Source organism: Micromonospora sp. WMMD1274 (assembly GCF_049179035.1).
GTDB classification, from domain to species: Bacteria; Actinomycetota; Actinomycetes; order Mycobacteriales; family Micromonosporaceae; genus Micromonospora; species Micromonospora tulbaghiae.
Genome location: NZ_JBMHMG010000001.1, coordinates 3,928,134 through 3,951,413, shown reverse-complemented (window position 1 = coordinate 3,951,413; position 23,280 = coordinate 3,928,134). Strand labels below are relative to the sequence as shown.

Genomic DNA, 23,280 nt, shown 5'->3' with positions numbered 1-23,280 from the left:
GGTGTCGTCATGATCCGGTCACCCATCGAAGGCGATGCAGGTGACTGAGAGTGCGCCGGGCCACCTGCTGAGTGTCTTGGAGGAGTTGGGCTACTCCGGACACGAAGGCCTGGTGACCTCGGCTTCACCCGCTCAGGCCGGCCCACGAGACTACGTGTGGCGCGACCTGCGCAGCAAGGTTGGACTTGAGGCCGCGTTCTTTCGTGACGGGGTGCCCTTGGTGGGCTTTAGCGCTCAATCGGATCCTCGTGGCCTGACGGGCCTTCGTCGTCGGCTCTGGAACTACGGGCGCGTCCCTTTGCTAGTGAATGTCAGCGAGGAGTCAGTTCAGGCATTCAACGCCGTGTCTCTTCCCCCTAAGGGCAGGACAAAGCAGGACGGCGTCCTTGAAGCCGGTCGTCGATCCGACACAGCCCACGGCCTACTACGGGCGTTCAACCGCACCGAAGTCGAATCGGGCAATTTCGCAACCGAGTTCGGGGCCTCCTATAAGAAGGCTGCCCGCGTGGATCGGGCTCTACTCAGCAATCTCGCTTATCTCCGCCGCACTTTCGGTGGCGACGATGCAGAGCTCCGCACCGCAATGGACGTAATCATTGGCGGATGCTTGGTCGCGAGCTACCTCTCCGACCGCGATATTCTGACGCCAAATCACATCGACGAACTGTCCGGCGCTCCCGATCTGCAGACAGTCTTGGCACTTGGATCCAATCCCACCCGCCGTCTCTTCGAAGGTCTAGCTGAGCGTTTCAATGGGGATGTTTTCGGGCCGGTTCCGGAGATGCTTGGCCTTATTTCTAACGCCGAGTTATCAGGCGTAGCCGCACTACTTCGAGGTGACGACCTCCCTAGCGGGCAACAATCCCTGTGGCCGTATGACTTCTCGGTGCTGCCAGCCGATCTGGTCAGCAGCATTTACGAGCAGCTTCTTGAGGGCAACAGGACGACCGACAGCGCATACTACACTCCACGATTCCTCGTGGACACTGTCCTGGATGAAGTTGTTCCTTGGATCGGGCAATCACGGCCGAAGGTCATTGATCTCGCCTGCGGCAGCGGCGCGTTTATGACTGAGGCCTTCCGCCGTCTCGCCTATCGAGAACGAACACGGGTCGGCCGGGACCTGTCCTACCAGGAGCTTCAGGACATCCTGCTGTCGAGCATCTACGGCGTAGAACTGAACCCTGACTCTGCTCGCATCGCTGCTTTCGGCCTATATCTTGCCTTACTGGAGGAACTTGATCCTCCAACGGTCTGGGAAACCGCCGTGTTGCCTCGCCTACTTGGCAGGAATGTCGTCGTCTCAGACGCGTTCAACGACCATGCCTTGTCCAAAATGCGTTTCGACGCCGTAATCGGAAACCCGCCTTGGAAGAGCAAGCTTACGCCAGCGGCAGCTCGTTTCGTCAGGAAGAGCAGCGCACCTATAGCGGACCAGCAGATCGCACAAGCATTCCTGTGGCTGGCTGCTCGCTTTCTGAAGCCCGGCGGAACCCTTGGCCTTGTCATGCCCTCAAAGCCGCTCCTACATAACCGGAGTAGATCTACACAGGCCTTCAGGACTGCCCTCTTCGAGCAGCTCAACGTTCAAGCTGTACTCGACTTATCCGCGATACGCCGCGCTCTTTTTGCAACTGCCATCGCGCCAGCAGCGGTTGTGGTCGCAAGGGCGCCCGATGAAAGCATCCCGGCAGACCTGGAGCCGTGGCAGAACTCAAACCGGGTGCTCCACATTGCCGCCCATCCGCGGCCGCTGAATTCAGCCATCGACGCTGTCGTAATTTCACCTGAGGAGGTCACGGAGCTAAGTAGGCGTCAGGCCGCGTACCGGCCGGATATCTGGAAGGTGCTTTTGTGGGGAGGATTGCGTGACATCGACCTCCTTGACCGGCTGAGAATCAAATTCGCGCCGGTCAAGGAAGTTGCCACCGAACGCGGGTGGGTCTATGGCCAGGGCTATCAGGTCGGAGGTGGAGATGCAAATGACGCCTCTCACCTGCAAGGCCTCCCCATCATTCCCACCGAGATGGTTGAGCCCCTCCGGATTGAGTCGGATCTCTTCGAAGCTTTCGGCATGCGGACCCTCCACCGCCCCAGAGACAGGGAGTTGTTCCGTTCTCCTCATGTCTTGGTGCGGCGAACACTTCACCAGGGCAGATTGGCAGCAGTCTTCGTTGAAGAGGATGCTGTCTTCCCGAACGGGCTACTCGGCTTCGCCGGCCCACGTCACGATCGTTCGCTTCTTATGGCGCTCGCGGCAACCATCGTTTCCTCACTGGGTAACTACTACCATTTCATGACAAGCGCATCTTGGGGCGTTGAACGGGATTTTGTCGAGCTTAACGAACACCTGTCTCTGCCCCTGGCAACGCCGGGCCCCGATCACGTCATAGAGCTTCAGGACATCTTTTCTCGGGTTCGTTCCGACCCCAGGACCACCGGTTGGCGGGACCAGCTCGACAGCGTTGTCTTCGACATGTATGAGCTTTCGACGGCTGACCAGCTTCGGGTCCATGATCGCCTGGCCTTCGGCCTGGACCGGTTCCAGCGCCCCTTGGCCTACGCGGCACCCATAGATGACGATGGGCTGGGCCAGTACGCCGCAACGATTCGAGAGGTTCTAGCGGCAACGCTGCCTGACCTGCGCATCGAGGCTCGACACTTCAGGGATAGATCATACCGGGCTGTGACCGTGACATTGACGGAGGGTGACGCGGTCGTGCAAGATACATGGCCTAGCGGCACAACGGTCGATATGCAGAGGATCGTCGAGATGAACGCTGATCGGGGAGCTACCTCCACGGGAGTCGTGGCGCAGCCTGCCGGCTTTTTCGTTGATGACGATACGGTCTATGTGGTAAAGACTGCCGACCGCGACCGCTGGTCGAGGGACGCGGCGCTCGATGATGCAGAGCGCATCCTGGCCGCCCTCGCCTTCGGCGAATAAATTGCTGGAGAGACTACGGGCTCGCGTTGAGGGCAAGGTTGCTGTAACCCTCAAAGCTCGCGTGGCCAACAGAGTTGACGGCCTTATCCGAGAGCTGCTAATTGAAGCGATCCTGCTGTGGGAACAGGAGGGATTTAGCAGGTACAGCGACGGTGAAGTCCCGTGCACTGTGCGGATTTTTGACTGTGCGTGTCGAGTCATCGAAGGCGACAGCCTAAAGTGGGCGCTGATCCACGTTCAGTACGATGGGCCGCAGCCAAACCGCGCCATGCGGGCCGGCCTTGAGGACCCGTCGAAGGCTTCGCGCCCCGACTTGAACGTCCGGATCGGCTCTGCCCTGGTGCACGTGGAGGCCAAGCGCCTGCACCTGCGTGATAGCTTGCCGAAAAAGTACGTCCAAGAGGGGATGCGGCGCTTTATCGATGGTCGCTACTCGTCTGATGGTCACGGCTTGGGTGCCATGTTGGGGTATGTTCTGCGCGACGCACCTCCCGATGCCATTACTGCCGTGAATGCCGTCATCGCAGAAGAAGCGGACCTCGGTCCGTCTCACAGCCTGCAGATACCGACCCAATGGTCGCCTCGCATTCATCTCACCGCTAGCCGCCATCATGATCGGCTTCGTTTGTTGCATCACACCATCGACCTGCGGGCAGTCGCGGTCAGCGACCACTGAGGACCATCCACTGTCTGCCATCGACCCGCTCTGCCGGGGAGCGGGCCGCCGCCCGCCCGGCCACGCCAAGCAGACCTTGATACAAAGACTTTGAGCGTCCACCTCGCCGGCCCGCGTGAGGGGCCTTCATGGTCAGGTCGGCGATCCGTAGGCCGTTGGCGAGGCTGGGGGCAAGGTCGAGGGCTCGGTGGCCGGTAACTCCAGACGGCACTCGTCGTGGGCGAACCAGCGTTGCGCCGCGAGGCCCGGCACCATCCGCCTTCCGAGCGCTTGCACGATCTGGCGCCATACCGCGGAAGCGGAATCGTCCTTCTGGCGAAGGCCCACAAGGCGCGTCGAGCCGACGCACACCAGGGGCCGGTTTTCCCTGGTCATACCTAGGTTCACGGTGGTACATGGGTTTGGCTTGACGTGCGGCGCGGATGGAGCGGGAATCGGGGCCGTCTACCTGCCCGTACCATCCGACCCCCGGGAGGCCTGATCATGACTGATCGCCGCGATGCACCGGCCGTAGCCGACGCCCTAGCGGCCGTACGCGACGCTGTAGACCGGTGCCGTGTCGTACTGGCGCAATCGGGCCGCCACCCGGTCGCAGACCTGCTCGACACCGCCGCCGCGACGAGCGACCTGACGGCGAAGATCCTCCACCTGGCCGCGCCGCTGGCCGACGAGGACGAACCTGGCACGGAACTGCCGTTGGAGCGGGCGGCTGACCTGGCAGCCGACACGCGGCATCACATCATCACGGCTCTGCACCTCATCGCCGGTGCTCGTGCCATCGCCGCGATGGTCGTCACGCTGCGTCGAGCAATCACTCCTCCCGCGCGGAGGCGCTGGTGGCCAGGATGGGCTGCGATGCGGTCGCGGGCGGCACGCCTCTGGCAAGAAGCCTGGATGCCACCTGATCCCGATCTGAGCCGGGCACCATGAGCCTCGGCACATTCGGACGACAGCCGGTCCTCCCCGCGAGGGACAGACGCCGCGCAGACTGCCGCTATCGTTGAGCCGAGCCCTACGTCGGTCTTCCCCCGTGGATCGGCGTAGGGCTTTTCCGTGCCCTGCAGCTGGGGTGGTCAAGGTCGCGCGGTGCGCGCTCGATGCACCAGGCCAGGGCTTTACCGGCTGTCACCGGAGTGGGCGAGCGATCGGCGGAGGTGGTCGGGCAGTTCTGCCTCCCAGGCGCGCCGCTTGCGCCGTCCCAGGCCCGTGGCGGGCGGTACGCCAGCCGCGCGGGACAGCTCCGCACCGGTGGGGATGCGGCCTTGGCTGGTCTCGGTGTCCCAGAACCGGCGCATCGCCGCGACCGCCGACAGGTCGTCCTGGGTCTCGTCGTCGTCCTCGGCGTCGTCGTCGCGGTCGTCGTCGATCACCTCCCCGTCAGGCTGGTGGCTGGCGGATTCTCCATCGGGTGCGCTTCCGGGCGCGCCCGCGCCGGGGCCGCCAGCGGCTGTGGCGGCCACGACGATCTCCGGGGTGTCTTCGCCTCCGAGGTCGGTGCCGGTGGCATCGGTAGCGGGTATCGCGTGGCCGTTGACTCGCTGCGCCAGCTCGGTAAGCGCCGGTGCGGCCTCGGGGCCGGGGGCGTTGAGTCTGGTCGCCTCGTGGGCTGGTGCGGCCTGGGGGTTGGCCCAGGCGTTGAGGTGCGCGACCGCCTCGGGGGTGGTGGCGTCGATGATGCCGTAGATGGTGGCCATGTACATCTGGATGGCTTCGCGCTCGCTGGCCGCCTCGGGGATGTCGGCCAGGCCGATGTGCTCGGCGGCCTGCATCGCCCGCCGGATGACCTTGGTGTGGGCGCGGCGTAGCCGCCACGCGGAGGTCTTCTTCTTGTTCTGCAACAGGTACAGGTGGAGGCGGGCTCGTCCGAGGCGGGCACGCCGGCGTACGCGGTCGACCTCGGTCACGTCACGGCCTTGAGCCTCGGCCAGGCGGAGCCAGACCAGGACGCGCTCCAGGGTAAGGGTCAGGTGGATGCGCCGGGTTGCGGTGCCGGTGCGGGCGTTGCGTTCGGCGGCGAGTGCCCGCTCCCACATCCACGCGGCGACCAGCGGCGCGGCCAGCCGTAGGCAGACCTCGCGGAAGCTGTCGGCGTCCGTGGCCGACAGGGACGCGGTGAGGGCGGCGAAGACCCAGACGGCGATGCCGTCGACGCCGGTGCTGGCGTTGGCCGGGTCGCGCAGCAGCCGTGCGCGGGCCAGCAGAGCGCTCGCGAACAGGGCGACTTCGATGAACCAGAAGAACGCGTACCGCAACGGTGAATCGCCGAGGATGTCGGTGAAGAACTTCCACATACCCGAGGCGCTGACGGCGGTGGCCAGGCCCGCCGCGACGATCGTCAGCAGGTTTGCGACGAGCAGGGTGGCGCGGTGCGCGGTCATCTTGCGCATACGGTTGGCGGTCAGCAGCAGCAGGCCGACCAGGACCAGCAGCGCCAGGCCGGTGATGACGTTCTGGTTGACCTGGTAGAGCGCGGTGAGGTCGTCGGAGTTCACGACCGGATTCCTTCCCCGTGGTTCGATTGCGGTGTAACGGCCTTACGGCCAGACGGCGACGGTGTAGGCGGCGGCGATCAGGAACGGGCCGAGCGGCAGCGAGGTCCCGGGCGCCAAGCGGCCGAGGCGGCGCAGGGTGATCGCGGTGAGCGCGGCCGTGCCGAGGCCGAGCAGGACGCCCGCGTAGACGGCGGTCCAACTGTGCCAGCCGAGCGCGGCGGCCAGCGGCACGGCCAGGGTGACATCGCCCCAGCCGAGCTGCCCGCGCGAGACGGCGGCCAGCACGGCGAAGAACGCGGCCAGGACGAGTCCGGCGGCCACCGCCCGCACCCACGCGTCCGCCGGGCCGCCGAGGGCGAGCAGGCCGAGGAACCCGGCCGTGGCGGCGGCGGTGAGCCGGTGCGGCAGCCGCATCACGGCCGCGTCCACGAACGCGAGCACGATCATCGCGGCGGTCCATACCGCGTACCCGGCGAGGGCGAAGCCGCCGAGCCCGGAAACCGCCAGCCCGGCCGCCCCGGCGAGCGTGGCCGCTTCTACCGCGTAGGGCGGTGCGCCGACCCGCACGCCGCATCCGGCACAGCAGCCGGACGGTCCGATGGCGTGGGGCCACAGCGGTTTACCGCACGGGCACGCGGTTCGCCACGGCTGGTCGTCGGGCACGGCGTGCACGGCGATGGTGTGGCGCAGCAGCGGGACGACGGCCAGCGCGGGCAGCGCCGTGCCTACGCCGATGCGGCGGGCAGCGGTCGTGGCGGTCATCTCTGCTCCAGGCTGGTGCGCAGCTTCGCCGCCAGGGTCCGGGTGTCGTCCTGCGGCTCCGCATCCAGATCCGCGAGCGCCTTGGTCAGGGCACGCAGCAGGGTCCGGATGCCGTCGGCGTCACCGAGCCCATGGCGGGCATGCATCGCCCGCACGTACAGGGCCTCGTTGTAGCGGTCCAGCCCGATGGCCTTGTCGAGCAGGTCAGATGCCTCCTGCGCGTGGTGGTCGGCGAGCAGCTCGTCGGCCAGCAGCAGGTGGGCTTCGGTGCCCCAGCGGCGCACCGTCTCACGGTGCGGGGCCAGCCACTCGTAGTCCTCGCCCTCCGCGAGGGGCGCGGTGTAGAGGTCGCAGGCTGCGGTCAGCAGCTCGCGGCGAGCCGGGCCGGAGGCGATGGCGGCTTTGCGCATCAGGTCACGCAGCGTCCACACGTCCACATCCACGGTCGCAGGGTCGAGCTTGTACCCTCCGCCGCCTTTGACGACGTACGCGTTCTGCGCGTCGGGGACCGCGGCCCGGCCGAGCACATGCCGGAGGTTGCTCGCGTTGGTGTGCACGCGCTGGGCGGCCTGGCTGATGCGGGCGTCGAGTTCGATGTTGTCACCGATGGTCCTGGTCTCCACGCCGTCTGGATGCACGGCCAGGAACACCGCCAGCTCCTTGGCTTTGGCGCGCAGCGCACGGCCGTCGTGGACGATGCCGTCGATACGCGGCGGGCCGATGACCCGCAGCTTCGCCTTCACCGGCCCGGTCGTCGCGGCCGGCGCGGCCGGATCGTCGGCAGGTGGATGCGGCTGCTCCTCGCCGGAGCGCTGCGTCTCGTCATCGGCCGCGACGGTGGTGCGGCTGGCGTGCAGGGGCACGACGGTCAGCGGCACGGCCGGGGACACGATCGCCGGAGGCTCGCCGGTCTGCGCCTCGCGCAGAGTGGTCAGGATCTGGATTGCGGCGGCCGGATCGAGGACGGGCAGCCGGGCCGGGATCGGGTCGGCGGACTGCCCCGCGACGAGCTTGGTGTGCCCATCCGGGGCGACTTCGATGGTGGCGCCGTGCGCCCACTCGCCCAGCAGCAGCCCGGTCACCTGAAGGCCGCCGCCCAGAGCGAGGGCGACCTTCGCCCGCATCCGGGCGCCGGCGGGCGGGGTCTCGGTGATGAGCATGACCGGGGGCAGCGCCTCCTCGTCCGGGACGTGCTGGCGCAGCTCGTCCAGGTCGGTCAGGGCGTGTTCGTCGAGGATGCGGCTGCGGTGCAGCAGCCACCCCTCGATGACGGTGAGGGCCTCGTCGATGGTGTCGGCCACGTGCAGGCGAGGCCACGCGCCGAGGGTCACGACGTCCGGGCCGAGCAGGGTGGCCAGGGTGGCGGCGTCGATGATGACCTCGCCGCGTGTGTCGGGGTGGTGGGGACCGCCGGAGGCGAGCACGGCGACCAGCGCGGCCCGTGCGGCGGCGGACGCGCCGTCGCCGGTGATACCGGTCCCGCCCGGTGGTAGCGGCGCGAGGTCCGGCATGAGCGGAGGCTGTTGAGTGTCGGTGTCCTCGGGCACGGCCAGTTCCGGGCGGCGGGCGACCGCGCGGCGTACCCGCACGACCGGCTCGGGCAGCATGGTTGGCGGGTCGTCGTCGGGCTGGCCGGTGAAACGCCTGCGGCGCTGCAGCCACACCAGGACCACGGCGGCGCTGATCGCCAGGGCAAGCCCCCAGGGCAGCCAGCTCGACGGGGACAGCTGGACCCCGTGCTCATCGGCCGAGTCCGCGCTTTCGGCGTCCCTGGCGGCCGGCGACACCGAAGCCGAGGAACTCGAAGACGCTGACTGCGACCCGGACGCCGACGGGCTCGGCGAAGGCGACACGGGCACGGTGGATGGCACACCCGGGGGCACGGCGACCGGGCTGTCCACGCCGGGGCTGGCCGTGATACCCGGACTCGCCGTGATGGTGGGGCTCGGGGTGACGGCCGGGCTGCTCGGCGACGTCGACGGGGTCGGCGTGGTGACGACCGGCGGCGGGGTTGTGGTGACAGGTGGCTTGACCGGCGTGGCTCCGTGCGGGGGCCGGGCGTCGGCGGGCAGCCGAAGGTCCCAGCCGGGGTAGATCAGGTTGCAGTCGCGCAGCGTCCCGCCGGCCTTCGGGAAGTGGCGGTGCCGGTTCATGTCGCAGATCTCCGGCCACCGGTTCGCGTCGCCGAGCCACGCCTTGGCGATCTTGGAGAGGTAGTCGCCGCGTTTGACGGTGTAGACGTAGCGCTCGTTGCCGACGTGCACGATCGTCGGGCCTTCGGCGGCCTGGGTGAGCGCCGGGGCGGCTTGCGCGGTCGCGGTGACCGGGGTTGCGGGGAGGGCGCGGGCTGGGGTGGCGGTGGCGGCGGTCGCGGTCAGGACGCTGCCGAGAAGCATGGAGCTGATCAGCAGCGAGGCGGTGGTCCGCATGGGGTTGCGGTGGCGGCGAGGGTGCAGGTCTTTGACCCCGCGCGTGATGTCGTGCAGCTCGGCGAGCACCGCTTGAGCGAACAGTGCCCAGACGAGCCAGATCGCGACGGCGAGCAGGTTCAGGACCAGGCGGTCGGTGACCCCGCCGGTGAGGAATCCGGTCAGCGCCTCGCGGTCGGGCACGGCGTGGGGCAGCGGCCAGCCGATCGCCATGGTCAGGAAGGTCGGAATTCCGCCCAGTGCGGCAACGAGGGCGCTGCCTGCGCTGGCGCGCACCAGCCAGCGGCCCAGCCAGGACACCATCACGGACCTCCTCCTAGGGGGTGACCGCTTCGGCGGTCGCGGTGGCGTGAACCGGGATGCTGTCGATCCCTGCGAGGTTGAGCAGCTGCGTGCGCTGCGTGGTGGTGACCTCGACGATGACTCTCGTCGCCGTGACGGTCACCGTGCCGCGAAGCCCGGCACGAGCGATCCAGCCGGTAGCGGCGGCGCGGGCCTTGACCGGGTCCAGGCGCGCGACCCCGGTGCGGCGCAGCGTGGCCACGTCGAGTTCGCGGGCTCCGGCGCGGGCGGCGGCTTGGGCCGTCGACCGGGCGCTGACCTTGGTGGACACGGCGAGCCCGGCGTCCAGGACGAGCCCGGCCAGCAGCAGCGCGGTGGCGATCCAGACCACGGTGAACGCGGTGACTGTGCCCCGATCGCGGCGCAGAAGACGGCGGACGGTGTTGCGGCGGTCGGCTCTCATGTCCCAGCTCGATAGGTGTCGATCGGCTCGGTGGCCGAGGCGTGTGCGGTCTTGGTGGTGCCGACACCCGGTAGGCCGAGGTCGTCCAGGCGCATTACGCAGGCCACGTTCACGGTGACCGCGCCGCCCCGGCGGAACTGGCCGGTGTCGGTGGTGGTGGTGCAGCGGAACTGGCTGCCCGAGGCCATGGCGTTGGCGGCGCTGGTGGCGGCGGTGCGGGCGGCGGCGGGGGTCGGCGCGTCGGCGGCGGCTCTAGCCGCCGCTGCGGCCACGGCCCGCGCGTCGATCGAGACGGAGGCGGCTCGGGCGGCCACGACGATGAACATGGCCAGCAGGATCAGGAACGGCACGACGAGGACCGCCATCTCGGTGGTGACCGAGCCGCGGTCGCTGGCCGCGCGAAGGCGGCGGGGGCCGCCCGCACAAGGCAGGCGGCCGTCACCGTTGAAGCTCAACAAGAGGCACCTCCTTCGGCCCGCGCCAATGCGGGCGGATGCGTTGCGCCGTAGCGCAATGGTTATGTGCCGGGCACTCGTTCCACGGGTGCGGTGACGGTGACCCGGATCGGGAACGTCAGGCCGGGGATGACCGACGACGCGCGGCCGGTGATCGTGATCGTGGCGGTGGTGGCGCTGCGGCTGGCGGTCACGGCGGTACCGGTCAGCGAGCCGCCGGACAGGTCGCGTAGCAGCGCCTCGGTGTCGGCTTTCCCGGCGGCGGCGCTGCTGTGGTAGGCCCGCGCGGACTGCACGCCCTCGTTGGCGGCGGCCTGAGCCATGTGGCGGGCGTGCGCCCACAGCGCGAACTGGACGCCCGCCATGATCAGCAGCAGGAGCAGCGGGGTGGCCAGCACCAGCTCGACGCTGGCCGCCCCTTCGTCCCTGCGACGACGCCGCCGGAGTCCGGTCACAGGTTGATGCCCCGCACCTTCGCCATCACCTTCGGCCCGAGGATCGCCAGCGCCGCTAGGGCGAGCGCGACCAGGAACGCCGTCACCGCGATGGCCTCGGTGGAGTAGCCGCCGTCCGGGGTACGCCGCCGGGCCCGGTCGCGCAGCTCCATGCCGACGACAGCGGCGTACGCATACAGCTGGTGGATCATGTCTTTCCTCCCGTGAGGTAGTGCCGGAGCGGCCTTTCCGTTCCGGCGCAGGGGTCCTAGAGAGCGCCCAAGATCGACGCGAAAGCAGGGAAAATGAGAAAAATCATGAATCCGCCCAGGAGTAGGACCAGGGGCAGGACCATGCGTTCGGTGGCCGACGCGGCGGCGGCCTCGGCCTCGGCGAGCTGGTGGGTCATCAGCGCCGCCGACCGGGCCGACAGGGTGGCCTTTATCCGTGCGCCTTCGCTGCCTGCCATCGACAGCGCCGCCGACAGCTCAGCTAGGGCGGTCATGCCCGCGGTCTCACCGAGTTCACCGAGGGTCTGCCACGGCGGCCGGCGCCGCAGATGCGCCGCCTCCACCGCCTGGCGCAAAGCGGCCTGAGCCCAGCCATCGGCGTCGTCGGTCGCGTCGCGCAGCGCCTGCTCGACTCCGGCGCCGCCCGCGAGGGAGATGACGACCAGGTCCAACATGCCCGACACCGCGTTACGCAGCTCGGCGCGGCGCTTGACGGCCTCCGACGCCAGGGCGAGGTCGGGCACGAACGCGCCGAGCCCGGCCAGGATCAGCGACGCCCACACCGGCAGCTGCCAGCCGATCGGCGTACCGCCGAGAGTGACCACGGCGGCGAACGCGGGCGGGATGAGGAACCCGAGCAAGGCCATGGACGCCTGTTCGGCCAGGTGCCGCGACGGGTCACGGCCGCAGATGCCGAGGTCGGCGCGCACGCTGGCCCGGGGCAGGCCGAGGCGGGCCAGCAGCGGAACGAAGGGTTGGCCGACACCGGCCAGCCGCCCGCCCGGCTGCACGGCGATGGCCGGGCGCGTAGGCGCGGTCATCATCGACGTGGGGGGGTGCAGCGCGGCGAACGCCTGCGCCAGGGTGAGGCGGGGCGGGAACGCGTACGCGGCCAGCAGCGCCAGCCCCAGGCCGGTCGCCAGGCCGAGGATGATCGCGGTCGTCATCGGGGACCTCCCTCGGTGACGCCGACCTTCGCCAGGCGGGCGATGCCGAGGAACCCGGCGGCGAAGACGACGCCAACGACGATGAGGACCAGCTGCCCGGTGACGCTGGAGTACGGGGCGAGGAAGGCCGGGTTGAGCACGATCAGGCCGACCGCCATCGCGATCGTGAAACCGGTGATCACCCTGGCGTTCGTGCGGATCTTCGCGTGGCCCGGTGCGATCTTCAGCCGCAGCGTGGCTCGGGCACGGGCGCGGCTGGCCAGCTCCGACAGCAGCTCGGCCAGCTGCCGGGACTGGCGGGTCGACGCCTGGATCAGCGCCCGCACCACCAGACGCCCGGTCGGGTCGTCCAGGCGCGTACGCAGCTCGCTCAGCGCGACAGGAAGGCGCTGGCCGAGCCGCACCGCGGCGGCCAGCTCGGCGACCTCGTCGCGGATGGCGGCCGGCGCGTACGGAGCGGTCACGAGGATGGCCTGCTCCAGACCGGCGGCGGCGGACAGGTTGTCGCGCAACATTTCCGCCCACATCGCAATCGCCTCCGTCCGCGCCAGAGCGCGAGCGGCGTGCTTGTCCGTGCCGAGGGCGATCGGCAGCGCGTACGCCCCGATCCCGGCCAGCACTGCCCCGACCGGCCAGCCGGTGAGCAGCCCCGCGAGCGCGGCGACGACGAGCGCGACGGCCAGGCGGATGACCTGCTCGCGGGTCACGCGCACGCCAGCGGTACGCGGCCGGTCGGTGGCGGCGGGACGGCGCAGCCCGGCGAGCATGGCGATCAGCCCGAGGCCGAAACCCGCGCCGAGCAGTGCGGACAGTGCGGTCACCGCTACCACCCGACCCGGTCGATGACGGCAGGGTCGAGCCCGGCTGCTTCGAGGCGTTCGATGGTGTCGGCCCGCAACGGAGTGTTGGGCACCGCCCGCTGCCCGGGGCCGGGCCGCCACACCTCGTTGCTGATGACGTCCCTGCCGTCGAATCCGACGACCTCGCGAACGCTGCTGACGACCCGGGTCTTGTCCGGCGACCAGGACAGCTGGACGACGAGGTTCAGGCTCTCCGCGATCAGCATCGCCGATGCCTCGAAGCTGAGCCGTTCGGGCGCTTGGACGGCGTACATCATGAGGCGGCTGAACGCCTGCGCCGACGAGCTCGCGTGCACCGTGGCGAAGGAGCCGTCGTTGCCCTGGCTCATGGCCTTGAGCAGGTCGATCACCTCGTCGCCGCGCGCCTCGCCGACGATGACCCGGTCGGGGTCCATCCGTAGCGCGGTACGCACCAGCGCCGACATCGACACCGCCCCCACGCCCTCCAGATTCGGGCGGCGGGCCTGCAGCGCCGTGACATTGGGGTGCGCCACCGGATCGTGCAGCTCCAGTTCGTAGCTGTCCTCAATGGTGATCAGCCGCTCATTGGGCTGGATCGCGCGGGCAGCGGCCCGCGCCAGGGTGGTCTTGCCGGTGTTGGTGCCGCCGGAGAAGATGATGTTGAGCTTGGCGCGCATGACGGCCTGGATCACCCGGCACAGCGACTCATCGAGGGTGCCCTTGGCCACCAGGTCTTCCAGGTCAGCGTTGATCATCGTCGGGCGGCGGATGGACAGCGACGGGCGGCGCGACACCGACATCACCGCGCACAGCCGCGACCCGTCGCGCAGCCGAAGATCCAGGACCGGGTTGGTGCGGTCGAAGGTGCGCTCCTCGCCGTGGCCGGAGAAGTCGTCGCCGAACGCGGCTTCGGTGGCCAGCGCCCGGATCATCTCGATCAGCGCCTCGTCGGACTCGGCGATCGGCGGCCCGATCTCCGACTTGCCTCCGGCGTAGCGGATGAACACCTCATCGCAGCCGTTGGCGTGCACGTTTTCGATGTCGGGGTTGTCGAGCAGGTGCTGCAGCCCGCCCGCGCCGACCAGGTGGTCGATCACGGCGCGGGCGACGCGGGCCTCGACATTGGCAGACAGCGGCGCCCGCCCGGCCCCCAAAGCCTGCTGGGCGTGGGCGTCGAGAGCCTCGCCGGTGTACTGCTCTGCCAGGCGGCGGCGCTCGGCGGCAGGCAGCGGCCCGCCCCCGGCGTGTCCGGCCAGCGCCTGGCTCACCTGGGCGCGCAGGTCGGCGACGAGCGCGGCCTCCGTGTCGGCCGGGTTCGACGGCATGGTCATCGGGGGTCACCTCCTGCGGGGATCGTCGGTGTGGCAAGGGATACGGCTAGGGCGCGGGCGGTGGCGGGCAGACCCACGCGGGTCCACGCCCGCCGGGGCCTGCGGGTACCGGCGATGACCTCCGCGCTGTGGCGGTCCCACGGCATCGCGGCCACCAGCGGCAGCGGCAGCAACCCAGCCAGGTCTTCACGCGGATGGGCCAGCGGCCCGACCGTGACCAGGCCAGCTCGCCGGACCGGGATGTCGGCGAGGGAGACCCGCAGAAGGGACAGCACGTCGCCGCCGGCCACGACAAGGACCATGTCGGCCAGCTCCAGCAGCGGCAGCGCCGGGGAACCGGGCTCCAGACGGCCGACATCGAGGACAATCGGGCGTTCCTTTGCCCAGCGTGCGGGTTCGGTGTCGGCAAGGAGCCCAATCGCGGCGCTGGCCTGCGGGCGACCGGCGGCAGCGAGCACCACGTCGACGCCGAACGGCAGCCGCGTGGCGTGCTCGGTGAGATCGGCCTGCCCAGTGCGGCACGCGTTGGCCAGCGACGCCAGCCCCGGGGCGTCCGGCAGACGGTGCCAGCCGCCGAGGTCACCACCCGCCGGATCGGCCTCGATCAGGCACGCGGGCTCGGGCCACACGGCCGCGAGCGCGGCGGCGACGGTGGTTGCTCCGCCGGACTTCAGAGAGGTGACAGCGATCAACATGTCAGCTGCCCACCACGACCAGGGACACCGCCGAGCCGGAACCAGCAACCTTGGTCGCATCGTCACGGCCCAGAAGCAGCGACACCACGGTGGTGTCCGCGCCGTCAGCGCCCGGCACGACCTCGACCACCGTGGCCGGAACCGACACCGGTGCGGACGGCAGAGCCGGGTCGGCGGGACCGCCGTCCTTGGCGACCATGACCACCAGGACACGACTTCCCGGTGCGATACCCGCCGGGACCTGGCCCGGCTTGAGCGCCGTGGCCACCACCGCCTGCCCGGCGTCGGGCCAGCTGGCCGGGCCGAGCTGTGACTCGGTCAGCAGGACGCCCTCGGCCAGCGGAACGGCGGCCGTGCGGCCGACGATCTGCTGCGCCTGCCCCGCCGCGACGAGCCTGACGGTCGGGTCGGGAACCACCCCGACGCTCCGAAGATCAGCAGCGCTGATAGGTTGCCCAGCGGCCACCGGCCGCGCGACCGCAAGCACCTGAACCCGGGCATCACCGCCCAGCTGGATCACGGCGAAGACGCCTGCGGACAACAGAACAAGCAGCAAACCGCCGACCAGTAGCGACCAGCGCCGCTTCGGCTGCGCCGTACTGATGCTCGGCCGTGCCGGTGTCTTGGTGCGTTCGGCGACCGCGGTCATGGTTCCTCACCCCCGTTGCAAAAGTCCGAATCTTCGTCGTACCTGAGTGCGAAGGATCGCCGCCACGGACATGTGAGTACGTAGGCTGCGTACGTACGCGATGTACGTACGACATGCAGGTAGAGGCCGCACGCGCGCGGCGCTATTCGCAGTTCATGACATGTCAGGACTCGGCATCGCTCAAAGAGCCCAGGGTTATCAGGCCAAAAAGCGCAATGTGTGATCCCCCAAGGCACACGGCTCGATATCATTTGCCGCTCCAAGTCCTCCGTGGCAGGTTGGTAGCTCGTTCTGCAACTTGCATCCATGGGGGAACAAAGATTGACATCGATGCATTAGTCCGGATTGCCGACCTGTTCCGCCACCGCTTGGACCCAGCGGTCGTCGCGGTGCTGGCCGAACGGCCCTACAGGTACCGGGCGCTTCACACACGGCTGGAAACGCACCTCGGTGAGCACGTGGACGACAACGCAGTGTCGCGCAGCCTCCACCGCCTCACGAAAGCCGGCGCGATCCGCGCCGACAGCAAGCACTTCGGCAGCCGCATCATCAAGACCTACGCCCTGGCCGACAAGGGTGAGAGCTACCTCGTCACCTACGAGGCCCTTGCCCGCGTCTTCGCGCACGTCAACATGTCACGCGACGACTGCGACGGGGCCTGCCCAGTCCACGGTGGACTCGACGGCAAGCGCGCAGCTTGACGCGCTACTGACAGCATGTACGTACACAACTGTCGGTAGCGCGCCCCGCCGACCGTGCGGTACGACTGATCTACGGGGCCTCTCGCGTTGGAGGACAAGTGAAACGCACCGTTACCCGCACAGGACTCATGGCGGCAGCGGCACTGGGAGCGCTGCTCGCTGGCTGCACCAATAGCGACAAGACACCGACCACACTTCCGACCTCGGCCGCGCCGGCATCAGCGTCAGCGAGCCCTTCGGCTTCGCCGTCCGCGGCGGCCGAGACACCGGATCAGGCCAAGCGGCACGCGATCGACGCCTACCTCGGGTTCCAGACCGCGTTCCAGAAGGCTGGCGCCGCCGGTGACCCCGAGTTCCCCGATCTTGCCAAGTACGGCACCGGCGATGCCCTGAAGTTGTTCACGAACGGACTCAAGTCGGCCAAGACGCAGGGACTGCTGTCGCGCGGCGAGGCTGTCTTCCATCCGAAGATCGCGTCGCTGTCGCCCCCGGCCGCGCCGACCAAGGCGTCCGTGCAGGACTGCATGGACACCAGCAAAACCGAGCGCTACAAGGCGGACGGCGGTCCCTACAAGGACTCGCCCGGCGGCATGCGCCTCGTTCTGGCGGACGTGGAACGCATCGGCGGCGAATGGAAGGTGACAGGCATCGGCATCAGAGAGGTGGGATCATGCAAGCTCTAGCGCTGCGCCTGCTCACCGTCGCCGCCGCGTCATTGACGATGGCGTTCGCAGCGGTAGCCCCAGCGCACGCGGACTCCTACGGAGACACCAACTGCACCGTCACCCCGGACGCCCCGCAATGTGTCGTCACGGTGACCTACACCGGCGGCGGCAACGGCAACAGTGGAGGGGGCGGCGGGAACACCGTCTGCAAGGTCGGCGGCAACGTCGTCGAGTGCCACAACGCCTTCGGCTGGCTCGGTAAAGATGGCTGCTACTACGGCAAGGACGACGGCAACTTCCTTCCCGCCAACCAGTGGATCAAGACATGCCTCGACCCCGCTACCGGCGATCCCCTTCCCGGGCTGACCATCGTCACGCTGTTCCAGCCGCCAGCGGCCCTCGGCGTGGTCACACAGCGAGCCGTAGACAACCTCACGATTCCCCGACCGGTCATCGCCGCCAACCCCTCCTTGACCGCGACGCAGTTCGTCCACGTCCCCGTGTGGTGGTGGGTGCAGCCCGGCTGGTGGCAGACCCAGACCGCACGCGCTTCGGCTGGTGGGCTCACCATTGAGGCCAAGGCGGTACCGCGAAAGATCACGTGGTATGCGGGGGACGGCTCGTCCGCCGTGTGCAACGGGCCGGGCACGCCCTGGACGACCTCGGCCAACCCCCTGTCGGCCTCGCCGACCTGCGGGCACACCTACACGAAGACCTCCGCGGACAGTCCCGGCGGTAAGTTCACCCTCCGGGCCGTCGCCACCTGGGACGTGTCGTGGAGCGGCGGTGGCTTCTCTGGTACCGAACCCGCGATTACCACCACGACGACGGTCAGCGTCACCGTCACCGAACAACGAGCCGTGGTAGTCCGCTAACCGGAGCCACGCTCGCCCCAGACAGGCCCCTGAGCCGAGATCCCCCGTTCTCGGCTCAGGGGTCTTCGCTTCTTCCGCAAACAACCTAGCTCACAGGAAGCCCGCAGAGCACGCGCTCTGCGGGCTTTCTTCTTGCTCGAATTCAGAGCGGCTTTATTTGAGCGTTCACAAGGAGTGCTTGCCTCGTCATTTGAAAGGGGGTTCCCCATGGCTGATTCGCGATTCAGTGCACCGCTGTGCGCTGCGAAAACAGGGGGAATAGCGTGGTTGATGCCACTGCCCACGAATCCAATGAAATGTACGATGAACAGACGGCGGAACGGTCGCCAATCAACGCGATTGGGGATCGGGACGACAGCAATTCGGCCGAAGGTGGCATCTCGTTCCGCCTCGAAATAGTCGCTATTTCGGGGCGCGAGGGAGAGAAGCTTCAGGCGATACAAGCTCGCGCCATTCGCGACGCCCTGCGGTGGGCCATCGAGCAGCAGGCCCGCGACGACAACCCTGGGGAGGGAAAATGACAGCAGTCGCAGATGAAGCCGACAACATGGACGTCGGCATCCTTGATTGGCTCATGCAGATGGCCGACCAGCACCGGCCGAACGACGACGTTCCGACGATCGTGCCAGTCGCCTTCCTCGCCCGTACCTCGACCGAGGACAGGCAAGATCCGACGCTCGCCATCCCGCGTCAGCTGGACAGCGTGAACGTCAAGCTGCCGCCCGGCTTCGTGATCGTGGCCCACTTCTATGACATCGAATCTGGCCGGACGCTCCTGGACCTGCGCGGTCAGAGCGACGCGTACCAAGCCTTCGACATCCCTGTGCCGCGCGACGGCAGCATCGCTGACCTGCTCGCAGAGGCCCAGCGGCCCGACCGGCGATTCGTCGCGGTCGTCTGCGAATCCATTGAGCGCATCGCTCGCACGACCTACTACGGCACGAAGATCGAGCACGAACTCGAACAGGCCGGCGTCGCCCTGCTCGCTGCCGACGAGGGCATTGATCGAGACGCGGTACGCCCGAGCGGAACTGGTGGTCCGAAGAACGCCACCTCCGTTCTGACCCGGCGGGTCAAGCAAGCCATCTCCGAGTGGTACGTCCTGCAAATGCTGGAACTCTCGTGGAAAGGCTTCATGCAGCACACCGCACAGGGCTGGAACATCGGCAAGCCGCCGTACGGATATATCGGAGAGCGCCATCCGCACCCGGTCAAGGCCAAGCGCGAAGAGGGCATCACCAAGCACCGGCTCGTGAGAGACCCCACTTGCGGGCCTGTGGTGACGCAGATCTTCGCCTGGCGAGCGCTGGAGCGACTGTCGTACCAGCACATCGCCGACCGGCTGAACACCGACCTCGACCGATACCCGCCACCGGTACCAGTCAAGCGGGAGTCCTACAACACCGCTATCGGTGCATGGACCTCAACCGCCGTACGAGACATCCTTAACAACCCCAAGTACACCGGATACATGGTCTGGAACCGACGCAAGCGCTCACGGCCGGATCGAGGAGTGAAAGGCCGTGTCAACCCGCCCAGCGAATGGGTATGGTCGCCGAGCGTCACCCATGAGCCTCTGACGACCCGCGCCTTTTTCGACGCAGGAAGTCCGGTCGGGCGGTACCGGCAAGGGTCGCGCTCGAAGGCCAGCACAAACACCCACCCCAACACCAAGCGCAGCTACCGATACCGGTCCTACATCAAGTGCGACATCTGTTCACGACGCATGTTTGGAAAGACGCACCAAAGGAAGACCCGCCCCGACTACACGTACTACGCCTGCGTCACCAAGCGCGAGCACCACAAGAATGAGATGTGGTACGAAATTCACCCACCCGCTCTCACCGTGAATCAAGACATCGTTGACACCTTCGTCGCACGGTTCTTCAACGAGAGGGTGTTCGGCGCCCACCGGCTGGACTACCTGGAGGGACCGGCAGACGAGCCCATCCGGTCCGGCACGGAGGCGACGGCTGCCGCTTACGCCCGTCAGATCAACGATCTTGATGCGGCCAACAAGAACCTGATTTTGTCACTTCAGCAGATGACAAGTTCGGGCGACCCGGAGATCGACGCGCAATGGCGGACCGGCATTCAGCAGCAGTTCGCCGACAACGCGAAACGGAAGCAGGTACTCGCTGCTGAACTCCAGGAGCTGGCCAAGGCCGCACAGCCGAAGGGGGCGGGAACACGTGAACTGGTGGACCAACTACCGCACGTTGATCTGAACGTGCTCGACTTGCCCGACGAGATGCAGAGGCAGCTGTTCGACGCCTTCCAGCTGGAGATCCGGTACGACCGACACCTCCAGCGGATCACACTGCGCGTCGCCGTACGCGCCGAGATGATCGACGTCATCAGCCAGGCTGCTGCCGACGCCACGGGCAAGGCCCCGCAGGTTCCGAGGCAGCGGCAGCCCGAACGCGAAGCAGAAGGGGCGGACGCGCTGGCGTCCGCCCCTGTCGGTCAAACCCGTTCCCATGTTCTACGTGCCCCCGGCAGGATTCGAACCTGCGACACACGGTTTAGGAAACCGATGCTCTATCCCCTGAGCTACGAGGGCGCGAGGGCACAGTCTAGCGACCTGGGGGTTCACCTGGGGTGGCAGGGAGTGGCCCACGTTCACCCACGTCACCCGGCCCCCTGTTCGCCCAGCCCAGGACCACACCCGGAGCACACGAACCCCGGTTTGCGACCGGCGGTCGGCCCCGGTGACCCGCGTTGGCACCGGTTCACCCGGGTTGGCATCCGCTGGAGAGCACACACCGCGCACATCACCGAAGATCATGTGAGCGCTGCCCTCTCGCCCGGCTGGCGTCGCCTCCCACGGGAGGTTAGGCCACGTCACCAGGACCGGAGCTGCGTCAGGGCTGGACCGTTCATCGGACCGGCTTGGATGGGTCTGTAGTTCAAGCCCGCCAGTGCGGAACATCCCTCGCTCATCCGGGGCAGGAGCCTCCGCGTAAGACGGGGAGCCCTCTCTCCACCCGAATGCCCGCCGAGTGAACAGCCATCGCGGCGGCAATCTTTACCACGGGGTGACATGGCGGACGTAACAGGGTTCAGGAACCGAGTTCTACCGTGGCGTACGGTTCCCACACGTACATGCCCTCGTCCCGGTTGAGGACGATGAGCTGGCACGAGGTGATCAGCGCGCCGGCGCTGATCTTCGGGGCGGAGGAGAGCGCCTCGATGAGCGGCGCTGCGGGACCGTCGGTGTTGGTGTAGGCCAGGCTGAGGTGAGGGTTGTAGGGCTCGGCGGCCTCGGGTACGCGGTCCTGCCCCCAGACGTCGGCGATGGCGGCACGGATGGCGGCACGGAGTTGCCGCACCGGCTCGATCGGCTCGACGGCGATCTGGATGGACTCGGGATCGACGTGGGGGGTGCCGATGGTGAGCTTGAAAGGTGACAGGCGCGAGCACCGGTCGGTGGCAGCGGCCACGATGGCGTCGACGTCGTCGGTGGCGACGGCTTGGACGAAGCCGATGCCCTGCATCGTGAGGTGAAGCCATCGGTTCGGAATGACGTCGAGGCTGGGCTGCGGGGACAGCAGGGACCGGTACTGGTCAGCGAGCTTCTCGACCTCGGGCTGGCCGTCAAAGGTGATGTGCCAGGTGTAGAAGCGGGAGCCGATGCCCCAACCCGGTCGCCAGTACCAGTGATCACGGATATCGGTGGCGTGCGGGACTGCCATGGGTTCTCCAGGTTCAGGGAAGTTGCCGGGCGGCGCCGGTGGCGCAGAACTCGGTGATGGCTGCTTGGACATTGCGGGCCTCAATGCTCGCGCGCAGTGACGGATTGCCGGCGATGTTGCGCCCGACGCCACGCAGGCGGTGCACCAGCGGGTCGAGCCGCTGTTCGGGTGGCAGAGCGAGCACCGGCGACAGGACCGAGACCGCGCCGTCGAGGCTGCCGGCTTTGAGATGTGCTGCGGCGGCCCAGATGCGGATCTGGGCGAGCGTGCCGTAGGCGATCGAGGGATCCGCGGCGGCTTCCGTCAGGGCGTGCTCGGCATGTTCGATGGCGTGGGTGGCCTCGCCGATGCGGAGCAGCACTGATCCAGCGTAGTTGTGTTGGCGTACCGTGCCGCAGGCCAGAAGGCCCCCCACCGGGTCGCGGCTGGCACGTTGGCGGGCCTCCTCGGCCCGTTGCAGTGCTGCCCGTGCCGGCTCAACGGCGCCGATCTCCGCCCACGCGTCCGCTTCCTGGCACGCCAGCATGACCGCCGCGCTGCCTTCGGCGGCATGGCCGTAGCCGCGCACGGCGGCGTTGGCCGCGTCTTCGAACCGCCGCTCCCACAGGTGGGTCTTACTGATCGTGGAGAGAACCCAGGCGCGGAGGGTGTTGTCGCGGACGGTCTCGGCGCACATCCAGGCGGTGCGTGCCTGGGACTCGGCCGCCGCCGGGTGGCCGAGATCGCCGGCCATCCAGGCGAGCAGTGTGCAGAGGTAGCCCGCCCAGGTGTAGAGCTCCCGAGACTGATCAGGGTTCTGACGCCCGGTCTGGAGAAGGCGGAAGACACGGTCGGCCAGGAGCCCGGCCCGCGCGTAGACGACGACGGGCGGCTCGGTCAGGTAGTCGATGGCGATCCTGCGGGTGGAGGCAGCGACATCGTCGAGGGTGAAGGGCCCGACGTTGGAGGCTTGCGCCCATGTGCCGAAGCTCGCCGTACGTTCTGCCACCGCTATCACCAGTTCCGTCTCGTCCTGCAGAGCGCCGAGGTCCCATCGCAGAGGCTCAGCCATCGCGCCAGGTGGTGTTGAGGATGCGACCGGTGGTGCAGGCATCGGGGCGGCGTTCCTGCCGCTCAGCGCCGCTCGGTCTGCTTCCGGCATAGCGGTCAGGTCGTCGAGGTCGACCAGACTGCTCGGTTCGGTGCCGAAGACCTGCGCCAGTGCGTTCAAGGCGGCCAGGGTGGGCCGACGACCGCCGAAGGGCCATCGCTCGTAGTCGCTGATCCGCGCCCCGGTGAACGTCGCCGAACCGCTTCCTTTGGCGTTCAGTCTCTCGGCTACCGCGTCCTGGGTCCAACCATGGGCTTGGCGGAAGGCATCTCGGGGGCGTAGCCCGAAGCGGCGCTGCAGCTCGGCGGCGATGGCGGGCGGGGTCACTCCGAAACCGGCCAGTGTCTGGCGCACATGGTCACGCTGCGCCTTGGTGCCCGTCGTCCTTGCCATCGCGGTCACCCCCTGCGTGCGGCCTCTTGTCGCACGGTATCGCCCCTCTCATCGGAATCGGTACGGGGCGCGACGAGGCCTCCGGCCCAGAGGTGGGGAGCTAGCCGCTAATTGATCAGAGTTCGTGCAGGTCAAAGGCGTACGCGGGTGGGGGAAAATCTCACCACCCCTGGGGATCCACTCACATGGATGCGCTTGGCAAGCTTGCCGAGCCGGATCACCGTCGGTCCGGATGTAGCCACCAGCAG

Annotated in this window: 22 protein-coding genes, 1 tRNA gene and 1 pseudogene; 7 read left to right on the top strand and 17 right to left on the bottom strand. The window is 68.2% G+C overall.

Translation table 11 applies throughout. The features are described from left to right. The first annotated feature begins 304 nt into the window (after positions 1-304). From ACN27D_RS18760 to ACN27D_RS18750, 3 genes are all read left to right on the top strand, one after another. Positions 305-2,947 (top strand): HsdM family class I SAM-dependent methyltransferase, encoded by a 2,643-nt coding sequence (locus ACN27D_RS18760; protein WP_421499627.1) that lies wholly within the window; start codon positions 305-307, stop codon positions 2,945-2,947. 61 nt (positions 2,948-3,008) lie between these two features. Further along, positions 3,009-3,623, top strand: a complete 615-nt coding sequence (locus tag ACN27D_RS18755; protein WP_209310394.1) for a hypothetical protein — start codon at positions 3,009-3,011, stop codon at positions 3,621-3,623. Between the two features lie 483 nt (positions 3,624-4,106). Continuing rightward, positions 4,107-4,553 (top strand): hypothetical protein, encoded by a 447-nt coding sequence (locus ACN27D_RS18750; RefSeq protein ID WP_135243103.1) that lies wholly within the window; start codon positions 4,107-4,109, stop codon positions 4,551-4,553. A gap of 185 nt (positions 4,554-4,738) precedes the next feature. Here ACN27D_RS18750 and ACN27D_RS18745 read toward each other — a convergent pair whose 3' ends face one another. Genes ACN27D_RS18745 through ACN27D_RS18690 form a run of 12 tightly spaced genes read right to left on the bottom strand, consistent with a single transcriptional unit; the run spans position 4,739 to position 15,613 of the window. Further along, entirely contained in the window at positions 4,739-6,115 is a 1,377-nt protein-coding gene (locus ACN27D_RS18745) for a hypothetical protein (RefSeq protein ID WP_135243102.1), read from the bottom strand. A 42-nt stretch (positions 6,116-6,157) separates the two neighbouring features. Beyond that, a complete protein-coding gene (locus ACN27D_RS18740; RefSeq protein WP_135243101.1) occupies positions 6,158-6,877 on the bottom strand; it encodes a prepilin peptidase in 720 nt (239 codons plus the stop codon). Then, entirely contained in the window at positions 6,874-9,609 is a 2,736-nt protein-coding gene (locus tag ACN27D_RS18735; protein WP_421499626.1) for a BTAD domain-containing putative transcriptional regulator, read from the bottom strand. Before ACN27D_RS18735 ends, ACN27D_RS18740 begins: the two co-directional genes overlap by 4 nt. A gap of 13 nt (positions 9,610-9,622) precedes the next feature. Beyond that, complete coding sequence (locus ACN27D_RS18730; protein WP_135243099.1) at positions 9,623-10,051, bottom strand: pilus assembly protein TadG-related protein; 429 nt, start codon at positions 10,049-10,051, stop codon at positions 9,623-9,625. Then, positions 10,048-10,509 carry a hypothetical protein gene (locus ACN27D_RS18725; protein WP_135243098.1) on the bottom strand — a complete coding sequence of 154 codons (462 nt, stop codon included), beginning with the start codon at positions 10,507-10,509 and terminating at the stop codon, positions 10,048-10,050. The genes ACN27D_RS18730 and ACN27D_RS18725 overlap by 4 nt, the downstream gene beginning before the upstream one ends. A gap of 59 nt (positions 10,510-10,568) precedes the next feature. Continuing rightward, positions 10,569-10,961: a TadE/TadG family type IV pilus assembly protein gene (locus tag ACN27D_RS18720; RefSeq protein ID WP_135243097.1), complete on the bottom strand. Its 393-nt coding sequence runs from the start codon at positions 10,959-10,961 to the stop codon at positions 10,569-10,571. Further along, positions 10,958-11,152 carry a hypothetical protein gene (locus tag ACN27D_RS18715; protein WP_135243096.1) on the bottom strand — a complete coding sequence of 65 codons (195 nt, stop codon included), beginning with the start codon at positions 11,150-11,152 and terminating at the stop codon, positions 10,958-10,960. Before ACN27D_RS18715 ends, ACN27D_RS18720 begins: the two co-directional genes overlap by 4 nt. Positions 11,153-11,208: 56 nt before the next feature. Further along, complete coding sequence (locus tag ACN27D_RS18710) at positions 11,209-12,117, bottom strand: type II secretion system F family protein (RefSeq protein ID WP_135243095.1); 909 nt, start codon at positions 12,115-12,117, stop codon at positions 11,209-11,211. Beyond that, positions 12,114-12,938 (bottom strand): type II secretion system F family protein, encoded by an 825-nt coding sequence (locus ACN27D_RS18705; protein ID WP_421499625.1) that lies wholly within the window; start codon positions 12,936-12,938, stop codon positions 12,114-12,116. The genes ACN27D_RS18710 and ACN27D_RS18705 overlap by 4 nt, the downstream gene beginning before the upstream one ends. Positions 12,939-12,940: 2 nt before the next feature. Beyond that, on the bottom strand, positions 12,941-14,206 hold the full coding sequence (locus tag ACN27D_RS18700; RefSeq protein ID WP_421499624.1) for a CpaF family protein: 1,266 nt from the start codon (positions 14,204-14,206) through the stop codon (positions 12,941-12,943). Positions 14,207-14,265: 59 nt separating this feature from the next. Next, positions 14,266-14,964, bottom strand: coding sequence for a hypothetical protein (locus ACN27D_RS18695; protein ID WP_135243093.1), 699 nt, complete (start codon positions 14,962-14,964; stop codon positions 14,266-14,268). Position 14,965: 1 nt separating this feature from the next. Continuing rightward, positions 14,966-15,613 carry an SAF domain-containing protein gene (locus ACN27D_RS18690; protein WP_135243092.1) on the bottom strand — a complete coding sequence of 216 codons (648 nt, stop codon included), beginning with the start codon at positions 15,611-15,613 and terminating at the stop codon, positions 14,966-14,968. Positions 15,614-16,071: 458 nt separating this feature from the next. On the opposite strand from ACN27D_RS18690, the gene ACN27D_RS18685 reads away from it, so the two are divergent. The 3 genes from ACN27D_RS18685 (at position 16,072) to ACN27D_RS18675 (ending at position 17,854) form a co-directional block, all read left to right on the top strand. Further along, complete coding sequence (locus tag ACN27D_RS18685; protein WP_135243091.1) at positions 16,072-16,314, top strand: hypothetical protein; 243 nt, start codon at positions 16,072-16,074, stop codon at positions 16,312-16,314. 98 nt (positions 16,315-16,412) lie between these two features. Then, the gene (locus ACN27D_RS18680; protein WP_135243090.1) at positions 16,413-16,997 is read left to right on the top strand and encodes a hypothetical protein; all 585 of its coding nucleotides are present in this window, start codon (positions 16,413-16,415) and stop codon (positions 16,995-16,997) included. Continuing rightward, positions 16,985-17,854 (top strand): hypothetical protein, encoded by an 870-nt coding sequence (locus tag ACN27D_RS18675; RefSeq protein ID WP_421499623.1) that lies wholly within the window; start codon positions 16,985-16,987, stop codon positions 17,852-17,854. Before ACN27D_RS18680 ends, ACN27D_RS18675 begins: the two co-directional genes overlap by 13 nt. Before the next feature lie 430 nt (positions 17,855-18,284). Here the strand turns inward: ACN27D_RS18675 and ACN27D_RS18670 are convergent, their stop codons facing one another. Then, positions 18,285-19,100, bottom strand: a complete 816-nt coding sequence (locus ACN27D_RS18670; protein WP_421499622.1) for a hypothetical protein — start codon at positions 19,098-19,100, stop codon at positions 18,285-18,287. Between ACN27D_RS18670 and ACN27D_RS18665 the strand changes: the two are divergent. After that, positions 18,990-19,445 (top strand): annotated as a pseudogene (locus tag ACN27D_RS18665) (recombinase family protein); the annotation flags it as partial. The gene ACN27D_RS18670 and the pseudogene ACN27D_RS18665 sit on opposite strands and share 111 nt — an antisense overlap. Positions 19,446-20,063: 618 nt before the next feature. On the opposite strand, the gene ACN27D_RS18660 reads toward ACN27D_RS18665, so the two are convergent. The 4 genes from ACN27D_RS18660 to ACN27D_RS18645 all read right to left on the bottom strand — a co-directional run bounded on the left by ACN27D_RS18660 (position 20,064) and on the right by ACN27D_RS18645 (position 23,032). Further along, positions 20,064-20,324, bottom strand: a complete 261-nt coding sequence (locus ACN27D_RS18660; protein ID WP_135243089.1) for a hypothetical protein — start codon at positions 20,322-20,324, stop codon at positions 20,064-20,066. Positions 20,325-20,344: 20 nt separating this feature from the next. Further along, positions 20,345-20,417: transfer RNA gene (locus tag ACN27D_RS18655), tRNA-Arg, on the bottom strand. Between the two features lie 499 nt (positions 20,418-20,916). Further along, positions 20,917-21,549, bottom strand: a complete 633-nt coding sequence (locus ACN27D_RS18650) for a 2'-5' RNA ligase family protein (protein ID WP_421499621.1) — start codon at positions 21,547-21,549, stop codon at positions 20,917-20,919. A gap of 13 nt (positions 21,550-21,562) precedes the next feature. Further along, complete coding sequence (locus ACN27D_RS18645; protein WP_421499620.1) at positions 21,563-23,032, bottom strand: helix-turn-helix domain-containing protein; 1,470 nt, start codon at positions 23,030-23,032, stop codon at positions 21,563-21,565. Positions 23,033-23,280 lie beyond the last annotated feature (248 nt).